The 20,520-nt window shown below is 68.2% G+C and carries 26 protein-coding genes; 19 read left to right on the top strand and 7 right to left on the bottom strand.

Features of this window, described 5'->3' with window-relative positions; genetic code table 11:
• Nucleotides 1–51: 51 nt before the first annotated feature.
• From V6K52_RS16975 to V6K52_RS16965, 3 genes are all read left to right on the top strand, one after another.
• Complete coding sequence (locus tag V6K52_RS16975) at nt 52–471, top strand: Fur family transcriptional regulator (RefSeq protein ID WP_353951298.1); 420 nt, start codon at nt 52–54, stop codon at nt 469–471.
• On the top strand, nt 468–1,502 hold the full coding sequence (locus V6K52_RS16970; RefSeq protein ID WP_353951297.1) for a folate-binding protein: 1,035 nt from the start codon (nt 468–470) through the stop codon (nt 1,500–1,502). The genes V6K52_RS16975 and V6K52_RS16970 overlap by 4 nt, the downstream gene beginning before the upstream one ends.
• 63 nt (nt 1,503–1,565) lie before the next feature.
• The gene (locus V6K52_RS16965) at nt 1,566–2,408 is read left to right on the top strand and encodes a 3-keto-5-aminohexanoate cleavage protein (protein WP_353951296.1); all 843 of its coding nucleotides are present in this window, start codon (nt 1,566–1,568) and stop codon (nt 2,406–2,408) included.
• Between the two features lie 114 nt (nt 2,409–2,522).
• Here V6K52_RS16965 and V6K52_RS16960 read toward each other — a convergent pair whose 3' ends face one another.
• Entirely contained in the window at nt 2,523–3,029 is a 507-nt protein-coding gene (locus tag V6K52_RS16960; RefSeq protein WP_353951295.1) for a DUF4395 domain-containing protein, read from the bottom strand.
• Nucleotides 3,030–3,163: 134 nt separating this feature from the next.
• Here V6K52_RS16960 and V6K52_RS16955 point away from each other — a divergent pair, with 134 nt between their 5' ends.
• The 4 genes from V6K52_RS16955 (at nt 3,164) to dtd (ending at nt 5,741) form a co-directional block, all read left to right on the top strand.
• Entirely contained in the window at nt 3,164–3,532 is a 369-nt protein-coding gene (locus V6K52_RS16955) for a helix-turn-helix transcriptional regulator (protein ID WP_353951294.1), read from the top strand.
• 69 nt (nt 3,533–3,601) lie between these two features.
• The gene (locus V6K52_RS16950) at nt 3,602–4,291 is read left to right on the top strand and encodes a hypothetical protein (RefSeq protein ID WP_353951293.1); all 690 of its coding nucleotides are present in this window, start codon (nt 3,602–3,604) and stop codon (nt 4,289–4,291) included.
• A 31-nt stretch (nt 4,292–4,322) separates the two neighbouring features.
• Nucleotides 4,323–5,306, top strand: coding sequence for an asparaginase (locus tag V6K52_RS16945; RefSeq protein WP_353951292.1), 984 nt, complete (start codon nt 4,323–4,325; stop codon nt 5,304–5,306).
• Nucleotides 5,307–5,741, top strand: coding sequence for a D-aminoacyl-tRNA deacylase (gene dtd, locus V6K52_RS16940; RefSeq protein ID WP_353951291.1), 435 nt, complete (start codon nt 5,307–5,309; stop codon nt 5,739–5,741).
• Here dtd and V6K52_RS16935 read toward each other — a convergent pair.
• Both V6K52_RS16935 and V6K52_RS16930 read right to left on the bottom strand, forming a co-directional pair.
• Nucleotides 5,738–6,592, bottom strand: coding sequence for an ABC transporter permease (locus tag V6K52_RS16935; protein WP_353951290.1), 855 nt, complete (start codon nt 6,590–6,592; stop codon nt 5,738–5,740). The two genes, dtd and V6K52_RS16935, sit on opposite strands and share 4 nt — an antisense overlap.
• On the bottom strand, nt 6,589–7,674 hold the full coding sequence (locus tag V6K52_RS16930; protein ID WP_353951289.1) for an ATP-binding cassette domain-containing protein: 1,086 nt from the start codon (nt 7,672–7,674) through the stop codon (nt 6,589–6,591). The genes V6K52_RS16935 and V6K52_RS16930 overlap by 4 nt, the downstream gene beginning before the upstream one ends.
• Nucleotides 7,675–7,765: 91 nt before the next feature.
• On the opposite strand from V6K52_RS16930, the gene V6K52_RS16925 reads away from it, so the two are divergent.
• Together V6K52_RS16925 and V6K52_RS16920 are read left to right on the top strand one after the other, a co-directional pair.
• Entirely contained in the window at nt 7,766–8,590 is an 825-nt protein-coding gene (locus V6K52_RS16925) for a TetR/AcrR family transcriptional regulator (protein WP_353951288.1), read from the top strand.
• A gap of 49 nt (nt 8,591–8,639) precedes the next feature.
• Nucleotides 8,640–8,966: a DUF2516 family protein gene (locus V6K52_RS16920; RefSeq protein ID WP_353951287.1), complete on the top strand. Its 327-nt coding sequence runs from the start codon at nt 8,640–8,642 to the stop codon at nt 8,964–8,966.
• Here V6K52_RS16920 and V6K52_RS16915 read toward each other — a convergent pair.
• Nucleotides 8,951–9,772: a class I SAM-dependent methyltransferase gene (locus V6K52_RS16915; protein WP_353951286.1), complete on the bottom strand. Its 822-nt coding sequence runs from the start codon at nt 9,770–9,772 to the stop codon at nt 8,951–8,953. The two genes, V6K52_RS16920 and V6K52_RS16915, sit on opposite strands and share 16 nt — an antisense overlap.
• Before the next feature lie 57 nt (nt 9,773–9,829).
• Here V6K52_RS16915 and V6K52_RS16910 point away from each other — a divergent pair, with 57 nt between their 5' ends.
• From V6K52_RS16910 to V6K52_RS16895, 4 genes are all read left to right on the top strand, one after another.
• Nucleotides 9,830–10,621: a hypothetical protein gene (locus V6K52_RS16910; RefSeq protein ID WP_353951285.1), complete on the top strand. Its 792-nt coding sequence runs from the start codon at nt 9,830–9,832 to the stop codon at nt 10,619–10,621.
• 23 nt (nt 10,622–10,644) lie between these two features.
• Nucleotides 10,645–11,958, top strand: a complete 1,314-nt coding sequence (gene mshA, locus V6K52_RS16905; RefSeq protein ID WP_353951284.1) for a D-inositol-3-phosphate glycosyltransferase — start codon at nt 10,645–10,647, stop codon at nt 11,956–11,958.
• Nucleotides 11,955–12,440 (top strand): YbjN domain-containing protein, encoded by a 486-nt coding sequence (locus V6K52_RS16900; RefSeq protein WP_353951283.1) that lies wholly within the window; start codon nt 11,955–11,957, stop codon nt 12,438–12,440. The genes mshA and V6K52_RS16900 overlap by 4 nt, the downstream gene beginning before the upstream one ends.
• Nucleotides 12,441–12,505: 65 nt before the next feature.
• Nucleotides 12,506–13,240 (top strand): phosphoglyceromutase, encoded by a 735-nt coding sequence (locus V6K52_RS16895; RefSeq protein WP_353951282.1) that lies wholly within the window; start codon nt 12,506–12,508, stop codon nt 13,238–13,240.
• Between the two features lie 107 nt (nt 13,241–13,347).
• Here the strand turns inward: V6K52_RS16895 and V6K52_RS16890 are convergent, their stop codons facing one another.
• Nucleotides 13,348–14,100 (bottom strand): hypothetical protein, encoded by a 753-nt coding sequence (locus V6K52_RS16890; RefSeq protein ID WP_353951281.1) that lies wholly within the window; start codon nt 14,098–14,100, stop codon nt 13,348–13,350.
• Between the two features lie 330 nt (nt 14,101–14,430).
• Entirely contained in the window at nt 14,431–15,138 is a 708-nt protein-coding gene (gene phoU / locus V6K52_RS16885) for a phosphate signaling complex protein PhoU (RefSeq protein WP_353951280.1), read from the bottom strand.
• Between the two features lie 193 nt (nt 15,139–15,331).
• Here phoU and V6K52_RS16880 point away from each other — a divergent pair, with 193 nt between their 5' ends.
• Entirely contained in the window at nt 15,332–16,516 is a 1,185-nt protein-coding gene (locus V6K52_RS16880; protein WP_353951279.1) for an ATP-binding protein, read from the top strand.
• Complete coding sequence (locus V6K52_RS16875) at nt 16,513–17,193, top strand: response regulator transcription factor (RefSeq protein ID WP_353951278.1); 681 nt, start codon at nt 16,513–16,515, stop codon at nt 17,191–17,193. Before V6K52_RS16880 ends, V6K52_RS16875 begins: the two co-directional genes overlap by 4 nt.
• 31 nt (nt 17,194–17,224) lie before the next feature.
• On the opposite strand, the gene V6K52_RS16870 is transcribed toward V6K52_RS16875, so the two are convergent.
• Entirely contained in the window at nt 17,225–17,770 is a 546-nt protein-coding gene (locus tag V6K52_RS16870; RefSeq protein ID WP_353951277.1) for a hypothetical protein, read from the bottom strand.
• 234 nt (nt 17,771–18,004) lie between these two features.
• Between V6K52_RS16870 and V6K52_RS16865 the strand changes: the two genes are divergently transcribed.
• Genes V6K52_RS16865 through ispF form a run of 4 tightly spaced genes read left to right on the top strand, consistent with a single transcriptional unit; the run spans nt 18,005 to nt 20,458 of the window.
• On the top strand, nt 18,005–18,487 hold the full coding sequence (locus V6K52_RS16865) for a CarD family transcriptional regulator (RefSeq protein WP_353951276.1): 483 nt from the start codon (nt 18,005–18,007) through the stop codon (nt 18,485–18,487).
• Nucleotides 18,488–18,528: 41 nt separating this feature from the next.
• The gene (gene ispD, locus V6K52_RS16860; protein WP_353951275.1) at nt 18,529–19,200 is read left to right on the top strand and encodes a 2-C-methyl-D-erythritol 4-phosphate cytidylyltransferase; all 672 of its coding nucleotides are present in this window, start codon (nt 18,529–18,531) and stop codon (nt 19,198–19,200) included.
• Nucleotides 19,197–19,967, top strand: a complete 771-nt coding sequence (locus V6K52_RS16855) for an SDR family NAD(P)-dependent oxidoreductase (protein ID WP_353951274.1) — start codon at nt 19,197–19,199, stop codon at nt 19,965–19,967. Before ispD ends, V6K52_RS16855 begins: the two co-directional genes overlap by 4 nt.
• Entirely contained in the window at nt 19,967–20,458 is a 492-nt protein-coding gene (gene ispF / locus V6K52_RS16850; RefSeq protein WP_353953795.1) for a 2-C-methyl-D-erythritol 2,4-cyclodiphosphate synthase, read from the top strand. The genes V6K52_RS16855 and ispF overlap by 1 nt, the downstream gene beginning before the upstream one ends.
• Nucleotides 20,459–20,520: the final 62 nt, after the last annotated feature.

Below are 20,520 nucleotides of genomic sequence, written 5' to 3'. Positions count from 1 at the left end.
AGTCTAGGTGCGCGTTCTCGGCCAGTCGGCCCACCGGCATACATTGGTGGTGTGAGTGATCTCGGCACGCGTCTGCGAGCCGCCGGACGGCGGCTCACGCCGCAGCGCCAGCAGGTGCTCGATGCGGTCGAGCGCCTCGGCCACGCCACGCCGGAGCAGATCGTGGACACGGTGTCGACGAAGGGCGATGCGCCGATGGCCCTGTCGACCGTCTACCGCTCCCTCGAGGCGCTCCAGGAGCTGGGGCTCGTAAGCCACACCCACGTCGACCACCGGGTGCCGAGCTATCACCTCACCACCCATGCCACCCACATCCACGTCGTATGCCGTCAGTGCGGTTCCGTGGACGAGGCACCCGTCGAGGTGGCCGAGGAATTCGTGGCCCGCCTCGATGGTTCTCTTGGGTTCCAGGCCGATGTCACCCATGCCGCCATCCACGGCCTCTGCCGCACCTGCAGGAAGCAGTCATGACCGACACGACGACCGTCCTTCCCACCTCGCCCCTGCTGACCCGGCCCGGCGCCGTCGCGGGTGAGGGTCTCGACGGTGGCGTGGCCGCGCACTACGGCGACCCCGGCCGGGAGCAGCGCCTCCTCGAGGAGGGCCTGGCCGTCGTCGACCTCTCCCACAGGGGCGTCGTCCGCGTCACCGGAACCGATCGTTTGTCGTGGTTGCACTCGATCACCACGCAGCAGCTCACCGGCCTCGCTCCTCGCGTCTCGACCGAGTCGCTCGTCCTCTCACCCAAGGGTCACATCGAGCACGACCTGCACATCGTCGACGACGGTGAGTCGACGTGGATCACCGTCGAGCCGGGGACGGCGCCCGCGCTCGCGGCCTGGCTCGACTCCATGCGCTTCATGCTCCGCGTCGAGGTCTCAGACGTCACTGACGCGTATGCCGTTCTCGGAGAACCGCTTTCGGCTGCCAGTGTCGAGGGCGAGCCTGTCGCGTGGGTCGACCCCTGGCCCAACCTTGTCGGTGACACCGCGGCATACGGTCCTGAGACGGACCACCCGGGTGAGTCGCGTCGCTGGCGCGAGCTCATCGTGCCGCGCGCCGAACTGGAGTCGGCTGTGGGGGATCGGCCGCTGGCCGGCACGTGGGCTGCCGAGGCGTTGCGCGTGGCTGCCTGGCGGCCGCGACTGGGCTTCGAGACCGATCACCGCACCATTGCCCACGAGGTCGACTGGCTGCGCACGGCGGTGCACCTGCACAAGGGTTGCTACCGCGGGCAGGAGACCGTCGCGCGTGTCCACAACCTCGGACGCCCGCCGCGCCGCATCGTCTTCCTGCACCTCGACGGCTCGGGCCACCTGCTGCCCGAGGCCGGGGCGCCGCTGACGCTGGAGGGCCGCGAGATTGGCCGGATCACGAGCGTGGCCCGGCACCACGAGGACGGTCCCATCGCCCTCGCCGTCATCAAGCGCAACATCCCTGTTGATGTCGATCTTGTGGCCGGCACGGTCGCTGGAGCGCAAACGGTCATCGTCGGACGCTGATCCACCGCAGGATCTGCGCGATCCGGGTCTTGGCGCATTGGGTCGTCCTGCCAGACTGAGGGCATGGCCACCGCATCGTCCGCGACCCTCATCACCGTTGCCCCCACGGGGGCGGAGCACGCGAAGGCCGAGGTGCCCCAGCTTCCGACGACTCTTGACGAGCTCGTCGAGACGGCACGAACCTGCGAGGCCGCAGGGGCAGCCCTCATCCACCTGCACATCCGCGACGACGAGCACCGACCCACGCTCGACGGCGGTCGCCTGCGGGCGGCGGTGGATGCGATCCGCTCCGAGACCGACCTCGTCGTCCAGCTCTCGACGGGCGGCTCGGTGCACGATCCGCTCGAGCAGCGGCTCACCATCCTGGACGCCGGGCCCGACTCGTGCAGTCTCACCTGCGGCACGACGAACTTCGGTGACGACGTGTTCCTCAATCCGTGGGGGTTCATGTCCGACCTCTATGTCCAGGCGCAGGAGCGCGAGGTCGTCCCCGAGTTCGAGCTCTTCGAGTTGGGCCACGTCCACGCATTGGGTCGGTTGCTTGCCACCCACGGGTTGCCTTTCGGTGGCAAGGTCCACGTGGACTTCGTGCTGGGGGTGCCGGGCGCGATGCCCGGAACTGCTGCGGCGCTCCTGGCCGGGCTCGCGATGCTGCCACCCGAGGTGACGTCATGGTCGGCGACCGGGATCGGTCGGACCCACCTGCCGGTGCTCGCGGCAGCGCTGTCGGCCGGAGGACACCTGCGCGTCGGCATGGAGGACAACGTGGTCTTTGCCCGCGGTCAGCAGGTCCAGCACAACTCCGAGCTGGTGGCGCGGGCCGCCGAGCTGGCGACGACGATGCAGCGCCCGCCGATGTCGACGACTGCGGCCCGCGAATTCTTGGGCATCAAGCCCCGCCCCTGACCCCGAACCTCAACTTTTGCTCCCCATGAGGCAATCTGGTGGGTCCGGAGGGTTAATTTCCCTCCGGACCCCTCACGAAGCCTCATGGGGAGCAAAAGTTGGGACGCGGTCGGGTCAGGCGGGTTGATGCGTGCGCTGGGGCTGGCGCAGTGTGAGGTCATTGCAGGCCGCGCAGGTCTCCTCGGGGATGACGCCGAGTCGCATGAGGTGACCGAAGACCCAGCAGCCGGCGCAGAACCCGAGCGCCGCTTCCAGCAGGGCAAAGACGGCGAGGATCGTCAGCAACACCGTCGCAAGCGTGGTCGCACCCAGGGCCAAGGAGATCGTGGCGGCGCCGCTGAACAGCAGGCCGACGGTCTGGGCGAAGCGCTTGGGCGGTCCGGGGACGAGCCGAGGTGCGCCGAAGCGCGGCGCGATGACGTGGACGGCGAGGCGTCCGAGCGGGCTGTAGCGCGGGCCGCCCGCCACGCGCAACGCAAACCCGACGGCCAGGAGGGCGGCCAGCCACCACCACTGGGTGAGCAGGGTCAGCAGCGACAACACGACGACGCCACCGGCCACCGACCGGGCCGCCTTCTCGTTGACCGGGTTGGGGAAGGTGAAGAGCTCGCGCACAGACATAACTCAAGATTATCGCAGACAAAAGCACACGGCATACTCACGTCTCGTTTGCGGAGCCCCACTTGACGGCGTGTGTTCACCATCACGCTTGCCCGGGTTTGCATTTTGCTAACTAGAGCAAGCACACTGGATCCATGAGCCGGAACCCGCTGAACGACCTCGCCGGATTGGGCGACTACCTGCGCGAGCAGCGTCTGTCGCACCGACTGTCGCTGCGTCAGCTGTCCGAGCTCGCCGGGATCTCGAATCCCTATCTGTCCCAGCTCGAGCGCGGACTCAAGCGCCCGAGCGCCGAGATCCTGCAGCAACTGGCCAAGGGGCTGGAGGTGTCGGCCGAGACGCTCTATGTCAAGGCCGGGATCCTCGATGAGCACCCTGTGGCCGAGTCCACCAGCACGACCGTCCGGGACGCCATCGCCGCCGACCCGAACCTCACCGACCGTCAACGAGCGACCCTCCTCGACGTCTATGAGTCCTTCATCGGCGCGGACCCCCAGCGCTGACGCGCCTTCCCCTTCGCAGTGCCCCTTGCACATCGCACCACCCACAACCCCACCTCATCAGGAGTGAACATGGCCACCAAGACCGCCACGAAGACCACCACCAAGACCTCCGCCACCCCGCTGTTCGCCGTCGTCGGCGCCACGGACCTCGCCGTCGAGCGCGTGCGTGAGGCACGCCTTCGCGCCGAGAAGGCTCGCACCGAGCTCCGGGCCGACCTGGCCCCGACCGCGGTCCAGAAGCGCGCCGAGATCGTCATCGAGGACGTCAAGGCGCTCCCGACCAAGGCCCTCAACCAGGGTGTCGCCACGGCCGACCAGGTCACCAAGAGCTACGAGGACCTCGCGGTCCGCGGTGAGAAGCTCGTCACCCGCATCAAGAACCAGAAGGCCACCAAGGACCTTGTTGCCCAGGCAGAGACCACCCTCAGCCTCGGCAAGGGTGCCGTGACGACCGCCCGCAAGGCCGTCGTCGACGTCCGCTCGTCCGCCCTTGCCACCTTCACCACGGGTCGCAAGGAAGCCACTCACGTCGCGCAGATCGTCGTCGACACCGTCGCCGAGGACGCTGACTTCGCCGCGACCGAGGTCCAGGCTTCCGCGAAGCGCACTCGCACCGCCGCCAAGCGCGCCACCACGACGGCGACCAAGGCCCGCAAGCGGACCACCACCTCGGCCAAGGCCACCACGACGAGCGCCAAGAAGGCCGCCAGCTCGACGCCGAAGGCCACGGCCAAGGCTGCCGAGAAGGTCGGCGACTGACTCATCCCCTCGCGGACCTAGTCTGGGATGCGTGAGCACCCCCCAGACCTCCCGCACCCCTGCCGTTCTCGACGCCGCCCCGGTTCTCGCGCAAGCGATCCGGGGCGGCTTTGTCGAATCCGTCCACCGAGCCAGTGTCGCTGTCACTGCGGCCGACGGCTCGGTCGAGTTGGAGCTCGGCAACGCCACGGACCCGGTCTTCCCGCGGTCCTCCAACAAGCCGATCCAGGCCCTCGCGATGGTGCGAAGCGGCCTCGACATCGCGCCACACCACCTCGCCCTCGTCAGCGCGAGCCACTCCGGTGAGGCCTTCCACCTCGACGCCGTGCGCGAGATCCTCGCCGGCGCTGGTCTCACCGTCGCTGACCTGCAGAACACCCCTGACTTCCCGATCGATGAGCAGGCCAAGCTGGAGTGGATCCGCTCGGGCCATGGCATGGAGTCGCTCGCCCAGAACTGTTCGGGCAAGCACTCAGGCATGCTCGCGACGTGCGTCGCGGCCGGCTGGGACCACACGGCCTACCTCGATGTCGACCACCCGTTGCAGCGGGCCTGCGAGGCGACGCTCGCGGAACTCGCGGGGGAGCCCATTGCTGCGACCGCGATCGATGGCTGCGGAGCGCCGGTCATGGCGGTCTCGCTCGCAGGCCTGGCCCGCGCGTTCGGTCGGATCGCGTGTGCCGCGCCGGGCACCGATGAGGCACGCGTGGCTGACGCGATCCGCAGTCACCCCGAGTACCTCGGCGGCAGCCGTCGCGACGTCACGACGTTCGTCCAGGGCACCCCGGGCGCGATCGCCAAGGACGGTGCAGAGGCCGTGTATGCCGTGGGGCTGGCTGACGGTCGCGGCATCGCGATCAAGGTGGCTGATGGTGGGCAGCGGGCCCGGACCGTCATCCTGGCTGCGGTCCTGAGACGCCTCGGAGTCAAGACCGACGCACTTGAGGCGCTCGAGGATGCACCGATTCTGGGGCACGGCGAACCCGTGGGATCCGTTGTCGCAGTGGGGATCTGAGTGCGAGCAGTCATCCAGCGGGTCCGACGGGCCGCTGTGGTCGTTGACGGGGAGACGGTCGGCGAGATCACCGAGCCGGGCCTGTTCGTCCTCGTCGGGGTCGGTCACGACGACGGCCCGGCCGAGGTCGAGCTGATCGCCCGCAAGATTGCGGACCTGCGGCTGCTCGAGGGTGAGCAGTCCGTGACCGATGCCGGCGCGCCGGTGCTGGTCGTCAGTCAGTTCACCCTGCTCGCCGACACACGCAAGGGTCGCCGACCGTCCTGGAATGCTGCAGCTCCGGGCGACGTCGCCGAACCTGTTGTGGCACAGGTGGTTTCGGCGCTGCGCGTCCGCGGTCTCGAGGTGGCGACGGGTCGCTTCGGCGCGCACATGGAGATCGAGAGCATCGCTGACGGGCCTGTGACGATCGTGGTGGACTCGACTGGGCCCTAGCGGCTGAGGCCCTGGTAGCGGCGAATCGCGAGCGGCAGGAAGACCGCCGTGATCACCAGCGGCCACACGACTGCCATGAGCAGGCTGTGCGTCTCGACCCAGGTGTCGCCCACCACCGAAGGGCTGCCGAAGAGGTCGCGGATCGCGGTCGCGGTCGACGACACCGGGTTCCACATGGCGATGGTGCCGAGCCAGTCGGGCATGAGGTGGGGCGGGGTGAAGACACTCGAGACCATCCCGAACGGGAAGGCGACCGCAAACAGGTTGCCGGCGGACTCCTCGTTCTTGACCAGCAGGCCGAGGACGATGCCGACCCAGATGAGGGAGAAGCGGAGGAGGAGCAGCAGCCCGAATGCCGCGAGGGTCTCGAGCAGCGTGCCGGCCGATCGCCACCCGATGACAAGCGCGATCACGGCGAGGACGAGAAGGTCCAGAGCGGCGCGGAGCACGTCGGAGACTCCACGACCCGTGACGACAGCCGACGGAGCCATCGGCATGGAGCGGAAGCGATCCATGACGCCGCGTTCCTTCTGGATGGCGACGATGTAGGCGGTGTTCATGAAGCCGAACGCCATCGTCATCGCCAGCATCCCCGGCATGGCGAAGGTCTTGTAGTCCACGCCGCCACCGACCTCCATGGCGCTGCCGAAGACATAGACGAAGAGCAGCACCGAGACGATGGGGAAGCCGAGCTGCCACGCGATCTCGGAGGGTTGCTTCGCGAGATGGGACAGCTCGGTCCGCACGATGGTGAGGCAGTCGGTGATCGCCCACGTCCACCGTCGTTGTGGTGCCGTGGGTGCGGTGGGCGCTGGGGGTGACGCGGGTGGGGTCAGGGTCGCGGAGGTCATCGCAGGGCGCCTTCCTGGGTCTGGACGGAGTGGGGATCGGACGTGGGAGTGGGCAAGGCCCCACTTGACGGTCGACTCTTGGCGCCCGCGTCGGCACCTGCGTGTGGACCCGCGCCGGCACCTGCGTCGGCGTCGACCGAGCGCCCGGTGAGGTGAAGGAAGACGTCGTCAAGGGTGGGTTGGCGAAGCGCGATGTCGGCCACCGTGATGCCGGCCTCCTCGGCCGCACGGATCACGTGACCGACCGCCGAGACGCGGTCCGTGACGGCGACGCTCACGCGGGCACCGTCGTGGTCGATCTGGGGGTCCGCGTCTCCGGTGGCTGAGGCCACCAGCTGAGCCGCGCGGGCGACGTCCCGGGGGTCATGCAGGACGACATCGAGACGGTCGCCGCCGATCATCCGCTTGAGTCCCGCAGGCGTGTCCTCGACGATCCGTCGCCCCTGGTCGATGACGGCGATGCGGTCGGAGAGACGGTCGGCCTCGTCGAGGTAGTGGGTCGTGAGCAACACGGTCGTGCCACCCGCAGCCAAATTGAGGACCGTGTCCCAGACCTCACGACGACCGCGAGGGTCCAGGCCGGTGGTGGGCTCGTCGAGAAAGAGCACTTGCGGCGCCAGGATCATGCTCGAGGCGAGGTCGAGGCGGCGTTGCATTCCACCGCTGAAGGTCTTGGCCTGCTGGTTCGCCGCGTCGGTGAGGCCGAACTGCTCGAGGAGCTGGTCGGCGCGCAGGGTCGCTTCCTTCTTGGTCAGGTGGAAGAGCCGTCCGAACGTCTGCAGGTTCTGTCGGGCCGTGAGGATCTCGTCGAGCGCGGTGCGCTGTCCTGTCAGGCCGATGCTCTCGCGCACTCTCGCGCGCTCGTGGGTCACGTCGTGGCCACCCACGCGTGCTCGACCCCCGTCCATCCGGGACAGGGTCGTGAGGATCCGGACGAGAGTGGTCTTGCCGGCCCCGTTCGGTCCGAGGAGTCCCTGCACCGTGCCGCGAGGCACCGTGAGGGAGAAGTCGTCGAGGGCGATCTTGGCGCCAAAGGCCTTGCTCACGCCTTCGGCTTCGATCGCGGGTTGTTCGGTCTGCACCTGCCCACCTCCAGTTATATGGGTACGCCGTACGCAAAGACTACTGCGTACGGCGTACCCATTGCAACCCCTGACGCGTTAGCCTGCGAACATGAGCTCGAGAAACGGTGAGACCACGCCAGGCCAGACGCCGCGCGCGACATCGCGACGGCGTTCGGCAGAAGCGGTCCCTGCGGCAAGCGGTGGCGGTGACATCGACGTCAGCCTCGCGTTGCTGTGGGGGATGGGTGAACAGGCCACCCGTGGCCGCAAGCCCACGATCACGCTCGACGCGATCGTGACGAGCGCCGTGGAGATTGCGGATGCCGAAGGGCTCGAAGCCGTCTCGATGCGGCGCTTGGCCAGCGAGCTCGGGGTCGGGACGATGTCGCTGTATCGCCACGTGCCGGGCAAGAGCGAGCTGCTCGACCTGATGATCGACCACGTCAACACCCTGCCGACCGAGCCGTCGCCACGCCGCGGGCTCGACTGGCGCAAGCACCTCGAGGAGTGCGCGCACGGGTCCTACCGGAACTATGTCTCGCACGCCTGGCTCCTCCAGGTCGACCAGTCGCGGCCATTGCTTGGACCTCAGGCGCTCGCGGGGCTCGAACTCTTCCTCAGTGGCCTCGAGGGTCTGGCCCTGAGCGGTCAGCAGAAGATGATGGTGATCATGTCCATCGACGCCCTCGTCACCGGGCTTGCTCGTCAGGAGGTCCAGTCGACCCGGGCTGAGCAACGCACCGGTGTCAGCGACGAGGAGTTCTGGACCGCGCAGTCGCCGGTGCTGGAGCGGGCCATGTCGACCGGCGCCTACCCCGTGCTGGCCCGCCTGCCCATGGACGCCTTCGCAGCGACCTGGGAGGACACCTTCGAGCTCTGCCTCACCGCTCTCCTGGACGGTCTCGAACGTCGCCTCGCCCTTCACGTGTCCTGATGCGCGTGAGCTGGCCGCTCACGACGTTGGCGCCCCTTAGGCTGGATCCATGTTCGGACTCGGCGAAGCGCAGTTCTACGTCACTCTCGTGCTCTCCATCGCGGCCCTCGCGATCGAGGTGTTTGCCTTCGTGCATGCCCTCAAGACCCGTCCCGACGCGTTTGTCGCGGCGAGCAAGCGCACCAAGAACTTCTGGCTGGCCGTGACCGGGGTGGCCATGCTCCTCGGCTTCATCTCGCTCGGGGGCGGTCTGGGCTTCCTGGCGATCATCGGCATCGTGGCAGCGGGGGTCTATCTCGCCGACGTCCGCCCGGCAGTCGAATCCGTCCAGGGGCGCGGCAACAACTCGCATCAGGGGCCTTACGGCCCGTGGTGACCCGCCGACGTTGAGCCTGGAGCCACGGCGTCCCAGGCGACGGTGAGTTCACCGAGGCGCCAGCGCGACGGACCGTCGAGCAGTGGCCAACCGCTGTCGCGCATGGCCTGCGCTGTGGCCAGGAATCGTTGTCGCACACCGTATGCCGCGTGGCTCGCACTGCGCGCCCAGTGCCGATCGAGGTCGGTCAGATAGTCATGGACTGCCTCACCCGCGACGTTCCGGTGGATGAGTGCCTTGGGAAGTCGCTCGGCGATGATCGAGGGTTGCTCGAGGCCACGGAGGTGCCAGGACAGGGAGAGGCTCACCGGTCCCGAGGGCTCGACCGCGACCCACGTCGCGAGTCGTCCGAGCTCGTCACACGTGCCATCGACCAAGAGTCCGTCGGGCACCAGCCGGCTGCACACTGCGGCCCAGGCCCCGGCCACTTCGTCCTCGGCGTACTGACGGAGCACGTTGAAGGCGCGCACCACCGTCGCGTCGCGACCGTCGAGTGGCACCTCGAACCCGCCCCGGCGAAAACTCAGCCCCGGTGTGGCCAGCAGCTGCCCGGCGGCCACCCGCTCCGGGTCGATCTCGATCCCCACCACCTCGACGTCGGAGCGCACGCGACAGAGCCGGTCATGCAACTCCACAGCCGTGACAGGAGAAGCGCCATAGCCGAGGTCCACGACGATCGGTGGTGTGCCAACGGCGCCACGCAACCGCCACGAAGCGGGACCGGCGAGCCAGCGATCACACCGTCGGAGGCGGTTGGGGTTCGTCGTTCCGCGGGTGATCACCCCGACCGGTCTCGTCCTCGCCACAGGCCCAGCGTACGAGCAGGAGGGGCTGTCCACAGCCACGCCACATAGGCTGCGGTGGTGCGCAAATGGGGAGTGCGCGGCCGACGCCGCGACGTGAGCCGGAGCATGGTGGCGCTGGTCGTCTCCGTGGCCGCTGCGCTTGCTCTGGGCATCTCGACCTGGCTGCCGGGTGTGCTCCGCACGGACATCGGCCTCGTGCCCGTGGAGCCAGGCCTCCTCACTGTGGATGAGAGCGCCCGGGGGATCGCCACCCTAGGTCGTGGCTACTCGGTCGGGGCCTACCAGTCCGGTTTCAAGGTCTCGGCAGGGTCGGGACCTCTCGTTGACACCATCACCAGCGGATCCCCGGTCAGTGCTGTGTTGGGTGACCTCGGACAAAGAGATGACCACCCGTTCGAAAACGTCGAGGCAACGCTCGACCACGTGCGCATTGACGAGGTTCGGATCGAACCGGGCCGGGCGGCATACAGCGGCGAGGTCTATGACGACGTCGACGGCCAGCAACGCACGATGCCTTTGCGGCTCGTCTTCCTGCTCACGACGACCGGAGTGCACGTCATGGCGCACATCCAGGGTGCGGACGCAGTGGTCGTCCACCTGGATGCCATGCCCGCCACCGCTGGGCTTGCGCCTGCGCTGCCGCAACGCACCCTGCGCACCCGTGGTTGGTGGGTGGCCCCGAAGACAGGCCAGCAGCAGGCCTTCACGTCGGCGCGCAGGACCATCGTCGGCATCGGTCCGGTCGTCCAGACACGCGGGCTCGATCTGCGTCCGGACGGTCGGCTCGATGTTCACGTGTGGTCCGACCGGGCGACCCTCCTGCTCAGCGGTGTGCCGCGAGCGGGTTGAGTCGTGCGTGCCAGACTGGCCGGATGACGACTGAGGAGCCACGGCCCCGCCGCCGGGTCGCGATGGTGTCGGTGCACACGTCGCCACTTGCGCAGCCGGGGACAGGGGATGCAGGTGGCATGAACGTCTATGTCATCGAGACGGCAAAACGGTTGGCGCGCAGCGGAATCGACGTCGACATCTTCACGCGACGGACCACCGCGTCGGATGCGCCCGTCGTCGAGGTCGAGCCCGGTGTCCTGGTCCGCCACATCGCCGCAGGACCCTACGAGGGCCTCAACAAGGAGGACCTTCCCGGCCAGCTCTGCGCCTTCGCAGCCGGGATGATGCGGGTGGCGGCACATGCACCCGAGGGTCACTACGACCTCGTCCACTCGCACTACTGGCTCTCCGGGCAGGTGGGCTGGCTCGCCGCCGACCGCTGGGACATCCCCCTCGTCCACACGATGCACACGATGGCCCGGGTCAAGAACCTCCACCGCGCCGAGGGCGATGCCGAGGAGCCTCGTGGCCGCGAGATCGGTGAGGCGCAGGTCGTCGAGGCTGCCGACCGGCTGGTGGCCAACACCCACGACGAGGCGCGGGAGCTGATCGAGCTCTATGGCGCGGACCCCGAACGGGTCGACGACGTCCCGCCGGGTGTCGACCTCGACGTGTTCCACCCCGGGGACCGCTCCGAGGCTCGCCACAGCATCGGTGTCCCGGACGACGCCGTCCTTTTGCTCTTCGTCGGACGCATCCAGCCCCTCAAGGCCCCCGACGTCCTCATCCGCGCCGCCGCGATGCTCACCCGCCGTGACCCCCACCTGCGTGGACGGCTCGTCGTCGGCATCCTCGGCGGTCCCAGTGGTGGGGCGGTGCGCACGCCGATGGCCTTGGACCAGCTCGCCGCAGACGAAGGCATCGCCGACCTCGTGCGCTTCGTCGAACCCACCGACCGCGACACCCTCGCCACCTGGATGCGTGCCGCCGATGTCGTCGCCGTGCCGTCGCACAACGAGTCGTTCGGCCTCGTCGCCGTCGAGGCACAGGCCTGCGGGGCCGTCGTCGTCGCCACCAATGTCGGAGGGCTCCCGACCGCCGTCGGTGACGCCGGGATCCTCGTCGACGGCCACGACGTCCACAAATGGGTCGACGCCATCGAGTCGGTCATCGACAACCCGGAGCACCAAGCCGACCTGTCCGCGCGCGCCGCAGAGCGGGCCCGCGATTTCGCGTGGGAGGTGACCGCTGAGCGGTTGGCCGCCGTCTACGAAGCCGCACTCGCAACCCCACGCAGAGCCTCGATCAACGACTCAGACGCACTGACCGGCATACCCACAGCGGTGATCCCTTGAGCGACCTGAACGCGACCATCAAGACCTTCCTCGACGAGACCGAGATCGAGTGGGAGGCGGGAGCGCGCGACGGCGAGTTCGTCGTCACCCTGCCCGGCGAGAAGAAGCTCAAGACCGTCGTGTCCCTCGTCGCGGGCGCGGACCTCTCGGTGTCGGCGTTCGTCATCCGCAACCCCGACGAGAACCACGAGGCGTTCTATCGCAGCCTCCTGCGGCGCAACCTGCGGCTGCCCGGCCTCGCCTACTCGATCGATGGCAGTGGCGACGTCTATGTCACCGGCCGCATCCCGGCGGCGGGCGTCGATGCCGACCAGCTCGACCAGCTCTTTGGTGTCGTGCTCGAAGCAGCGGACTCACCCTTCAACGAGCTCCTCATCATCGGCTTCCTCACGTCGATGCAGAAGGAGTGGGACTGGCGGGTCTCGCGCGGTGAGTCGCTGCGCAACCTCGAGGCGTTCCGTCACCTTCTCGACAAGTCCTGAACGACCGATTCCGTATGCCGGGTGCGCACCTCCCGCGCACACCTCCCGTCGCTAGGCTGACTCCCATGGCACACACCCTGATCCTGCTGCGTCACGGTCACTCCGAGTGGAATGCAAAGAACCTCTTCACCGGGTGGGTCGATGTCGACCTCAACGATCAGGGGCGTGAGGAGGCCGTCAACGGTGGTCGCCTGCTCAAGGAGCGCGGGGTCCTGCCGGCCGTCGTCCACACCTCGGTGTTGCGGCGTGCGATCACCACGGCCAACCTCACCCTCGACGCCGCCGACCGGTCCTGGATCCCGGTGCGTCGCGACTGGCGCCTCAACGAGCGTCACTACGGCGCGCTCCAGGGGCTCGACAAGGCGGCCACCCGCGACAAGTACGGCGACGAGCAGTTCATGCTGTGGCGTCGTTCGTTCGACACCCCGCCGCCGCAGATCGAGATCGGCTCGGAATTCGACCAGACGAGCGACCCGCGCTATGCCGGCATCGACGTGCCGCGCACGGAGTGCCTCAAGGACGTCATCGAACGCTTCATGCCCTACTGGGAGGGCTCGATCCGCGACGACCTCGCCGCCGGTGAGACCGTGCTCGTCGTCGCTCACGGCAACAGCCTGCGCGGCCTGGTGAAGCACCTCGACGGCATCAGCGACGAGGCCATCGCCGGACTCAACATCCCGACCGGCCAGCCCCTCGTCTACGAACTCGGTGACGACTTCATGCCGACCAAGCCGGGGGAGTACCTCGACCCCGCCGCCGCCGAAGCCGCCGCAGCCGCAGTCGCCAACCAGGGCCGCTGACCCTCACCCAGCGCTCCTCCTTGCGTCTGCGGATCCGGTTGATCTAGCCACCGAAAGCGCAGACACAAGCACGGCGTATGCCGCCGGCGCACCTCGACTTGTGACCGTCAGGGCGCGCCTTCAGTCTCCCCTGCCTCAAACACGGCCCGCTCTGCTGCCGGAGGAACGGCCAGCCAATTCCCCAACTCCCGACCGGCCGCGTCGAACGTCACGACGCGTGCTCCGCTCAGCGGCAACACCTTGCCGACGTTGAGGCGGGCTCGACCGTCGACGAGTGGGCTCTTCGCGCTGCCGGGGAACGAAGCAGGGTCCTCAGCCTTCAGCTGCGCTGTGACTGCTCCGGGTGCAATCACTTCCGCGATAAGGCCAGAGTCCTCGCCTTGCGCGTTGCCGAAGAGCACGTAGGGGCGGCCCTGTGAGTTCGCCGCCGAGATCGGTGTCGCGTTTTCGAGTTCGACCACCCCACCATTGCCGTCGCCCCCCGAGTGGACCAAGATCGCGTCGCGCACCATCGCCCCGTTCGGGAGACGCGAATGGGCCACAAAGAGTCGCAGTTCGCCAGCGGCGGCATCCGTGATCTCGCTTGCCCTTGCCACCTCAGCATCGACAGGGCCTGAATAGATCACCGACGTCGCAATATCCTCGGTGGGATGTCCGAACTGGCGAGCAACACCTTGTCGAATGGCGAGGGTGGCGCGTTCGACGAAATCCGGACACAGGTCGGCGCAGATCGAGGCCCCGCCGTCGGATGCGCCGACATTGGGCTGGGTCAATGGGTTGGGTCCGAAACCGAAGCTGTCGTCAGACGTGCGGACCCTTGTCAAGGCAGTGGGTGCGCCCTGCAGGGGCGCAACGGCCACGCCGACCACTCCCGCGTCACGAACTCGGCGAACGCCGCCTCATCGTCTCGGTCCACGTCCCCATCCTCACGTCGATCGCACCCCTGTCACCCCAAGAGAACGCGACCTGGGCGCGAAAGGTTGAGTGCCGACCGAGACTCTCCACCCTTCGCGTCGGCAGGAGGACTATCAGCCGGCGCGAAGTCAGCGAAGACTCGTGCTCAGCGCGCCCCCGGTCTGTGGGAGCTGATAGTCCGCCGGTAGGGCCAGAGCCCTGGAAGGCGACAGAGCCCGTATGCCGGGTGGCCGGCATACGGGCTCTGTGGACTCCCGCTGTGCGGGAGGAACGCATCAGGCAGTCGTGGTCTCCGGGTGGGCCTCGTGGTCCTCGTCGTCCTCGTGGCTGCTCTCGCTGTCGGTGCCGTGTTCGCCGGTGACGAGGAAGACGACTCGACGGGCAACCGAGACCGCGTGGTCGGCGAAGCGCTCGTAGTAGCGGCCGACGAGCGTGATGTCGACTGTCGTCTCGGCGGGGTGCGTCCAGGAGTCGGAGGCGAGGGCCTCGAAGAGACGGCGGTGGAGGTCGTCCATCGCGTCGTCGTCGCGCTCGATCTGCTTGGCGGCCTCGACGTCGCGGGCCGCGATGACCGAGCCAGCCTTGGTGACGATGCGCTCGGCGACCTGGCCCATCTCGAGGATGATCGAGCGCAGCTCGGGGGGGACGGCGGAGTTGGGGTAGCGCAGCCGAGCGACCTTGGCCACGTGGCGGGCGAGGTCGCCCATGCGCTCGATGTCGGCGCTCATGCGCATCGACGTGACGACCATGCGCAGGTCGGTGGCGACCGGCTGCTGCAGGGCGAGGAGGTCGAAGGAGAGGAGGTCGAGCTCCTCACGCAACGCGTCGATCTCGACGTCGGCGCCGATGACGGACTCGGCAAGCTGGACGTCGGCGTCGAGGAGAGCCGTGGTCGCCCGCGACATGGCCGAGCTCGCGAGCCGCGTCATCTCGACCAGCCCTTCGGTGACCCGGTCCAGCTCCTCGTGGAATACCTTGCGCATGTGTTCCTCTCGACAATGGGCGATCCCGTCCTCCGGCCCGGCGGGCTCGCAGACGTGGACGTCGATCGACGTCGGCAGCGTGGCACGAGGTGATGAATTCCCGCCAGCAGGCAGGTGAACATCTGCCTCCTGCCGACCACTGCTCACCCACAAGTGGGTCAGAGTTCATTCTCCGTCCGTCTAGGCTGATCTGGTGGATGCGACGCTCGCGGGAATCGTGGGTGGCGGCCTGGGACTCATCATCGGTGCCGTGGCCGTCGCCGCCAGTCGGCTGAGCGAACGCAAACTGACCACGATCCCGCCCAGTGCCCCGCCATCCCTGCCCTCGGGGGTGAGCGACGTGCTCTCCGTGCTCCGCTCGATCGCCGTCGTCCTGGACTCGTCCGATGCCGTGGTCAACAACTCGGCCTCCGCCGTGAGCTATGGGCTGGTGCGTCACGGTGAGCTCGTGCACACCGAGCTGCGCCAACTGGCCCGTCAGGTCCGGCGCGACGGTGAGATTCGCGAGGTCGAGCTCGAGCTCTCGCGCGGGTTCGGGTCCACGACCAACACGCTGATGAAGGCACGTGTCGCGCCTCTTGGGGCCCCGCACATCCTCATTCTCGCCGAGGACCACACCCACGCCCGCCGGGTCGAGGAGGTGCGCCGCGACTTCGTCGCCAACGTGTCGCACGAGCTCAAGACGCCGGTCGGTGGCATCGCCTTGCTGGCCGAGGCAGTCCTTGACGCTCGTGACGACCCCGAGGCCGTCTCGCGGTTCGCCGCGCGCATTCAGGTCGAGTCCACCCGCCTCACCCGGCTCGTCAAGGAGATCGTCGACCTCTCGCGTCTCCAGGTCGCCGACACGCTCCACGAGCCCGAGCTCGTCCAGATCCCGCAGGTCGTCGCCGAGGCGGTCGACCGGGTGCGCGTCGCTGCCGAGGCCCGTCAGATCACGCTCGAGGCAGTTGTCGACGAGCGCGCCACCGTCTTCGGTGACACCGAACTGCTCGCGACGGCGGTCGGCAACCTCGTGTCCAACGCCGTGAACTACTCCGAGACCGGCACGAGGGTGGCGGTTGCCGCCCGCAGGGTGGGCGACACCGTCGAGATCACGGTGTCGGACCAGGGGCAGGGGATCCCGGCGACCGAGCAGAGCCGCATCTTCGAACGCTTCTATCGCGTCGACGCCGCGCGCTCGCGAGCCACCGGCGGCACGGGCCTCGGGCTCGCCATCGTCAAGCACGTCTGCGCGACCCACGGCGGTGACGTGTCCGTGTGGAGCGAAGAGGGCCACGGCTCCACCTTCACCATGAGACTTCCTGCCGCGTCCGACCGGGCTGCGGCAGACTCCGACCGTCACACGGTCGGCACAGCACAAGGAGAACAGCCAGGATGACCCGCATTCTCGTCGTCGAGGACGAAGTGTCCTTCTCCGATCCCCTGTCCTACCTCCTGCGCAAGGAGGGCTACGAAGTGAGTGTTGCCGAGAACGGCAACGACGCTCTCACGGAGTTCGACAGTGGCGGTGCGGATCTCGTGCTCCTAGACCTCATGCTTCCCGGCCTTTCAGGCGTGGACGTATGCCGCGCGCTCCGGCAGCGCTCCAACGTCCCGGTGATCATGCTGACAGCCAAGGACAGCGAGATCGACAAGGTCGTGGGCCTCGAGCTCGGCGCCGACGACTACGTCACCAAGCCCTACTCGTCCCGCGAGCTCCTCGCCCGCATCAAGGCGGTACTGCGCCGGCTCAGCGAGCCCGAGGAGCTCCTGCCGACCACGCTCGAGGCGGGTCCGGTCCGGATGGATGTCGAGCGGCACGTCGTCACCGTCGGCGGCTCGGCGACCCAGCTCCCGCTCAAGGAGTTCGAGCTGCTCGAGATGCTGCTGCGCAACACCGGCCGTGTCCTCACCCGCATGCAGCTCATCGATCGGGTGTGGGGCAGTGACTACGTCGGTGACACCAAGACCCTCGACGTCCACGTGAAGCGACTGCGGGCCAAGGTCGAGCCCGACCCGGCTGCGCCCAAGCACATCGTCACCGTGCGCGGACTCGGCTACAAGTTCGAGGCCTGAGCACCCCGACGGATTGCGCAATAAGTCGGGCTCAGTGGCTGGCGCTCGGTTCGCCGCTCGGTTCGGCGCTGGGCGAGTCGCTCGGCAGGGCGGGTGAACCTGGCGGAGCGTCATCCGAGTAGTAGGCCATCGCAGGCAGGACGGGCACAGTGACGATGTTCTGACCGGTGGCCGCGGTCGTGACCTGGAGCTGGATGACGTCGCCGGGCTCGACAGCCACCTTGGGCAGCGTCACTGCCTCGCCCTCGCCGAGGGTGAGCGAGGAGTAGCGGGGAACGGTGACCGGTTCGCTCGCGCCGCCTTCGCTGGCGAAGGCCACCTCGATCTCCTCGTTGCTCGTGTTGACGAGCTGGCCCAGGACACTGCCCGGGGCGTCCTTGGCGTTGGAGATGACGAGCACCCCGCGCACGTCAAGGTCACCGAAGGTGGCGTTGACGCCGTCGGCCGCCTGGTAGTTGTAGTCGGTCTGCACGGGCGAGAACACGGCGCAGCCACCGAGCAGGGTGGTGCCGAGGGCTGCGGCCGCAAGGGCTGCGCGCAGGCGATGGCGGGAGGTCGTCACAGGTGCGGTCGTCACGGGGGACAGCGTAGCGAGCGTCGCGCGAACACATGTGCGCAGTAGTGGGGATCAGTTGCACCTCGAGCTGGCCCGGTCGTGGACGGAGCATGAGAAAGGCAATGTGTCAATACCCAGTTTCGGTGCCCGACAACGGTTTTCACCGTCCTGACCTGCGGGTATGCCGTCTGGTTCGATTCCGTCCCAGGCCTCTCGGCGTGTTAAACTTGCCCTCGCGAAAGGGGCAAGTTGCATATGATTTTCAAGGTCGGCGAAACGGTCGTGTATCCCCACCACGGGGCTGCGCGCATCGAAGAGATCAACAACCGCACCATCAAGGGCGTGGAGAAGCTCTACCTGAAGCTCAAGGTGGCCCAAGGAGACCTCGTCATTGAGGTCCCTGCCGAGAACTGTGACCTGGTCGGCGTGCGTGACGTCGTCGACAAGGCCGGCCTCGAGAAGGTCTTCGAAGTGCTGAGGGCCCCGTTTGCCGAGGAGCCGACCAACTGGTCGCGCCGCTTCAAGGCCAACCTCGAGAAGCTCGCCTCCGGTGACGTCATCAAGGTCGCGGAGGTCGTGCGTGACCTCTGGCGCCGAGACAAGGACCGCGGTCTGTCCGCCGGCGAGAAGCGCATGCTCTCCAAGGCGCGTCAGATCCTCGTGTCCGAGCTCGCGCTGGCCGAGAAGACCGACGAGGAGAAGGCAGAGACCATCCTCGACGAGGTCCTCGCGTCCTGAACGGCTTCTGACATCAACGCGGTCGACACCTACGCGGTGTCATGAACGTCGGTGTCATCCTCGTCGCCGCTGGACTGGGCACGAGACTCGGGGCAACGCAGCCCAAGGCCTTTGTCCGCGTTGCGGGCATCACGCTGATCGAACACGCCGTCACACGCGCGTTCGAGGCTGCCGACATCTCACAGATCGTCATCGTCGCGCCCGCTTCCCACCTCAGGGAGGCGGGCGCGCTCGTGTCTGCACTCCCGCGCGCGGCCGACATCACCGTGATCGCGGGAGGAGCGGAGCGGACCCACTCGGTCTCCGTGGGGCTGGCAGCGCTGCGCGAAGACGTGGACGTCGTGCTCGTCCACGACGCCGCCAGGTGTCTGGCTCCCGGCTCGCTCTTCGACCGGCTCGTCGCTGTGGTCCGCGCTGGTCACGACGCGGTCGTGCCGGGCCTGGCGGTCACCGACACGATCAAGCAGGTCGACGCGCAGGGTCGCGTCGTCGCGACACCGGATCGTTCGAGCCTGCGCGCTGTCCAGACACCGCAGGCCTTCCGTCGCACCGTTCTCGCGCAGGCCCACGCGTCTGGCGTCGAGGCCACTGACGACGCCGCCCTCGTCGAACGGCTCGGCTCGACGGTGACGGTGGTCGAGGGCGATGACCTCGCCTTCAAGGTGACCACTGCGGCCGACCTCGAGCGCGTCCGCCGTATCCTCGGCTCGTGAGCCAGACACCCGTCGCCCTCGTCACCGGAGGTGGCACCGGTATCGGTGCCGCCATCACCCGCCGCCTCGTCAAGGACGGGTATGCCGTGATCGTGGCCGGCCGTCGACGTGACCGTCTTGATTCGGTCGTCGCAGAGCTGGGTGACTCCGTCACGGCGCTGCAGCTCGACGTCACTGACGCCGAGGGCGTAGCCAGGGCCATCGGCTCCCTCGAGCGGCTCGACGTCCTCGTCAACAACGCCGGCGGGGCGATCGGACTGAGCTCGGTCGAGGACGGCGACCTCGCCGAGTGGGAGGCGATGTATGCCTCCAACGTCATCGGCACGGTCCGCATGACCCAGGCTGCGTTGCCCCACCTGCGGCGTTCGGCCCGCGCGACGATCGTCAACGTCAGCTCGATCGCGGGGGAGCGCGTCTATGCCGGGGGTGGGGGATACACCGCAGCGAAGCACGGCGAGTCGGTCGTCTCCGAGACCCTGCGGCTCGAACTCAACGGGTCACATGTCCGGGTCATCGAGATCAGGCCCGGCATGGTGCACACCGAGGAGTTCTCGCTGACCCGGCTCCACGGCGACCAGTCGGCGGCCGACAAGGTCTATGAGGACGTCGACCGACCTCTTGTCGCCGACGACGTCGCGGCGTGCGTCGCCTTCGCGGTCGGCCTGCCCCAGCACGTCAACATCGACACTCTCGTCGTCAAGCCGGTGGCCCAGGCCGCACCGCACCTGTTGCACCGCGGACCGATCGACTGGCAGGACGGGTCGTGATGCGAGCAGCGCTGCCGCGCACGGGAGTTGGCGTCGACGTCCACTCGCTGGCAGCCGCAGCTTCCGGACGTGAGCTGTGGGTCGCCGGTCTGCTCTGGCCCGGTGAGCGAGGTCTCGACGGTCACTCGGACGCCGACGTCGTGGCGCACGCAGCCTGTGACGCCCTGTTCTCGGCCGCGGGTATCGGTGACCTCGGTCAACACTTCGGCACCGGTCGCCCCGAGTTCGCTGGAGCCTCTGGCGCCACCCTCCTTGCCGAGGCCGCGCGCCTGGTGCGAGAGGCCGGCTTCGAGATCGGCAACGTCGCAGTGCAGGTCATCGGCAACCGTCCCAAGGTCGGCACCCGACGGGCCGAGGCAGAGAAGGCCCTCTCCGGCGCGTGCGGCGCCCCGGTGTCCGTGAGCGCCACGACGACTGACGGCCTCGGCCTCACCGGGCGAGGTGAGGGCGTCGCCGCCATCGCGACAGCCCTCGTGGTGCCTACCGCCTGACCGACCCCTTTCCCGCCCCGGCGTCGTCGCCAAGGATGCCAAATCGGCGTTTCCGCAGGTCC

This window comes from Knoellia sp. S7-12, assembly GCF_040518285.1.
Lineage (GTDB): Bacteria > Actinomycetota > Actinomycetes > Actinomycetales > Dermatophilaceae > Knoellia.
The sequence above is the reverse complement of the archived record's forward strand: the minus strand, read 5'-3'. Positions and strand labels throughout refer to the sequence as shown.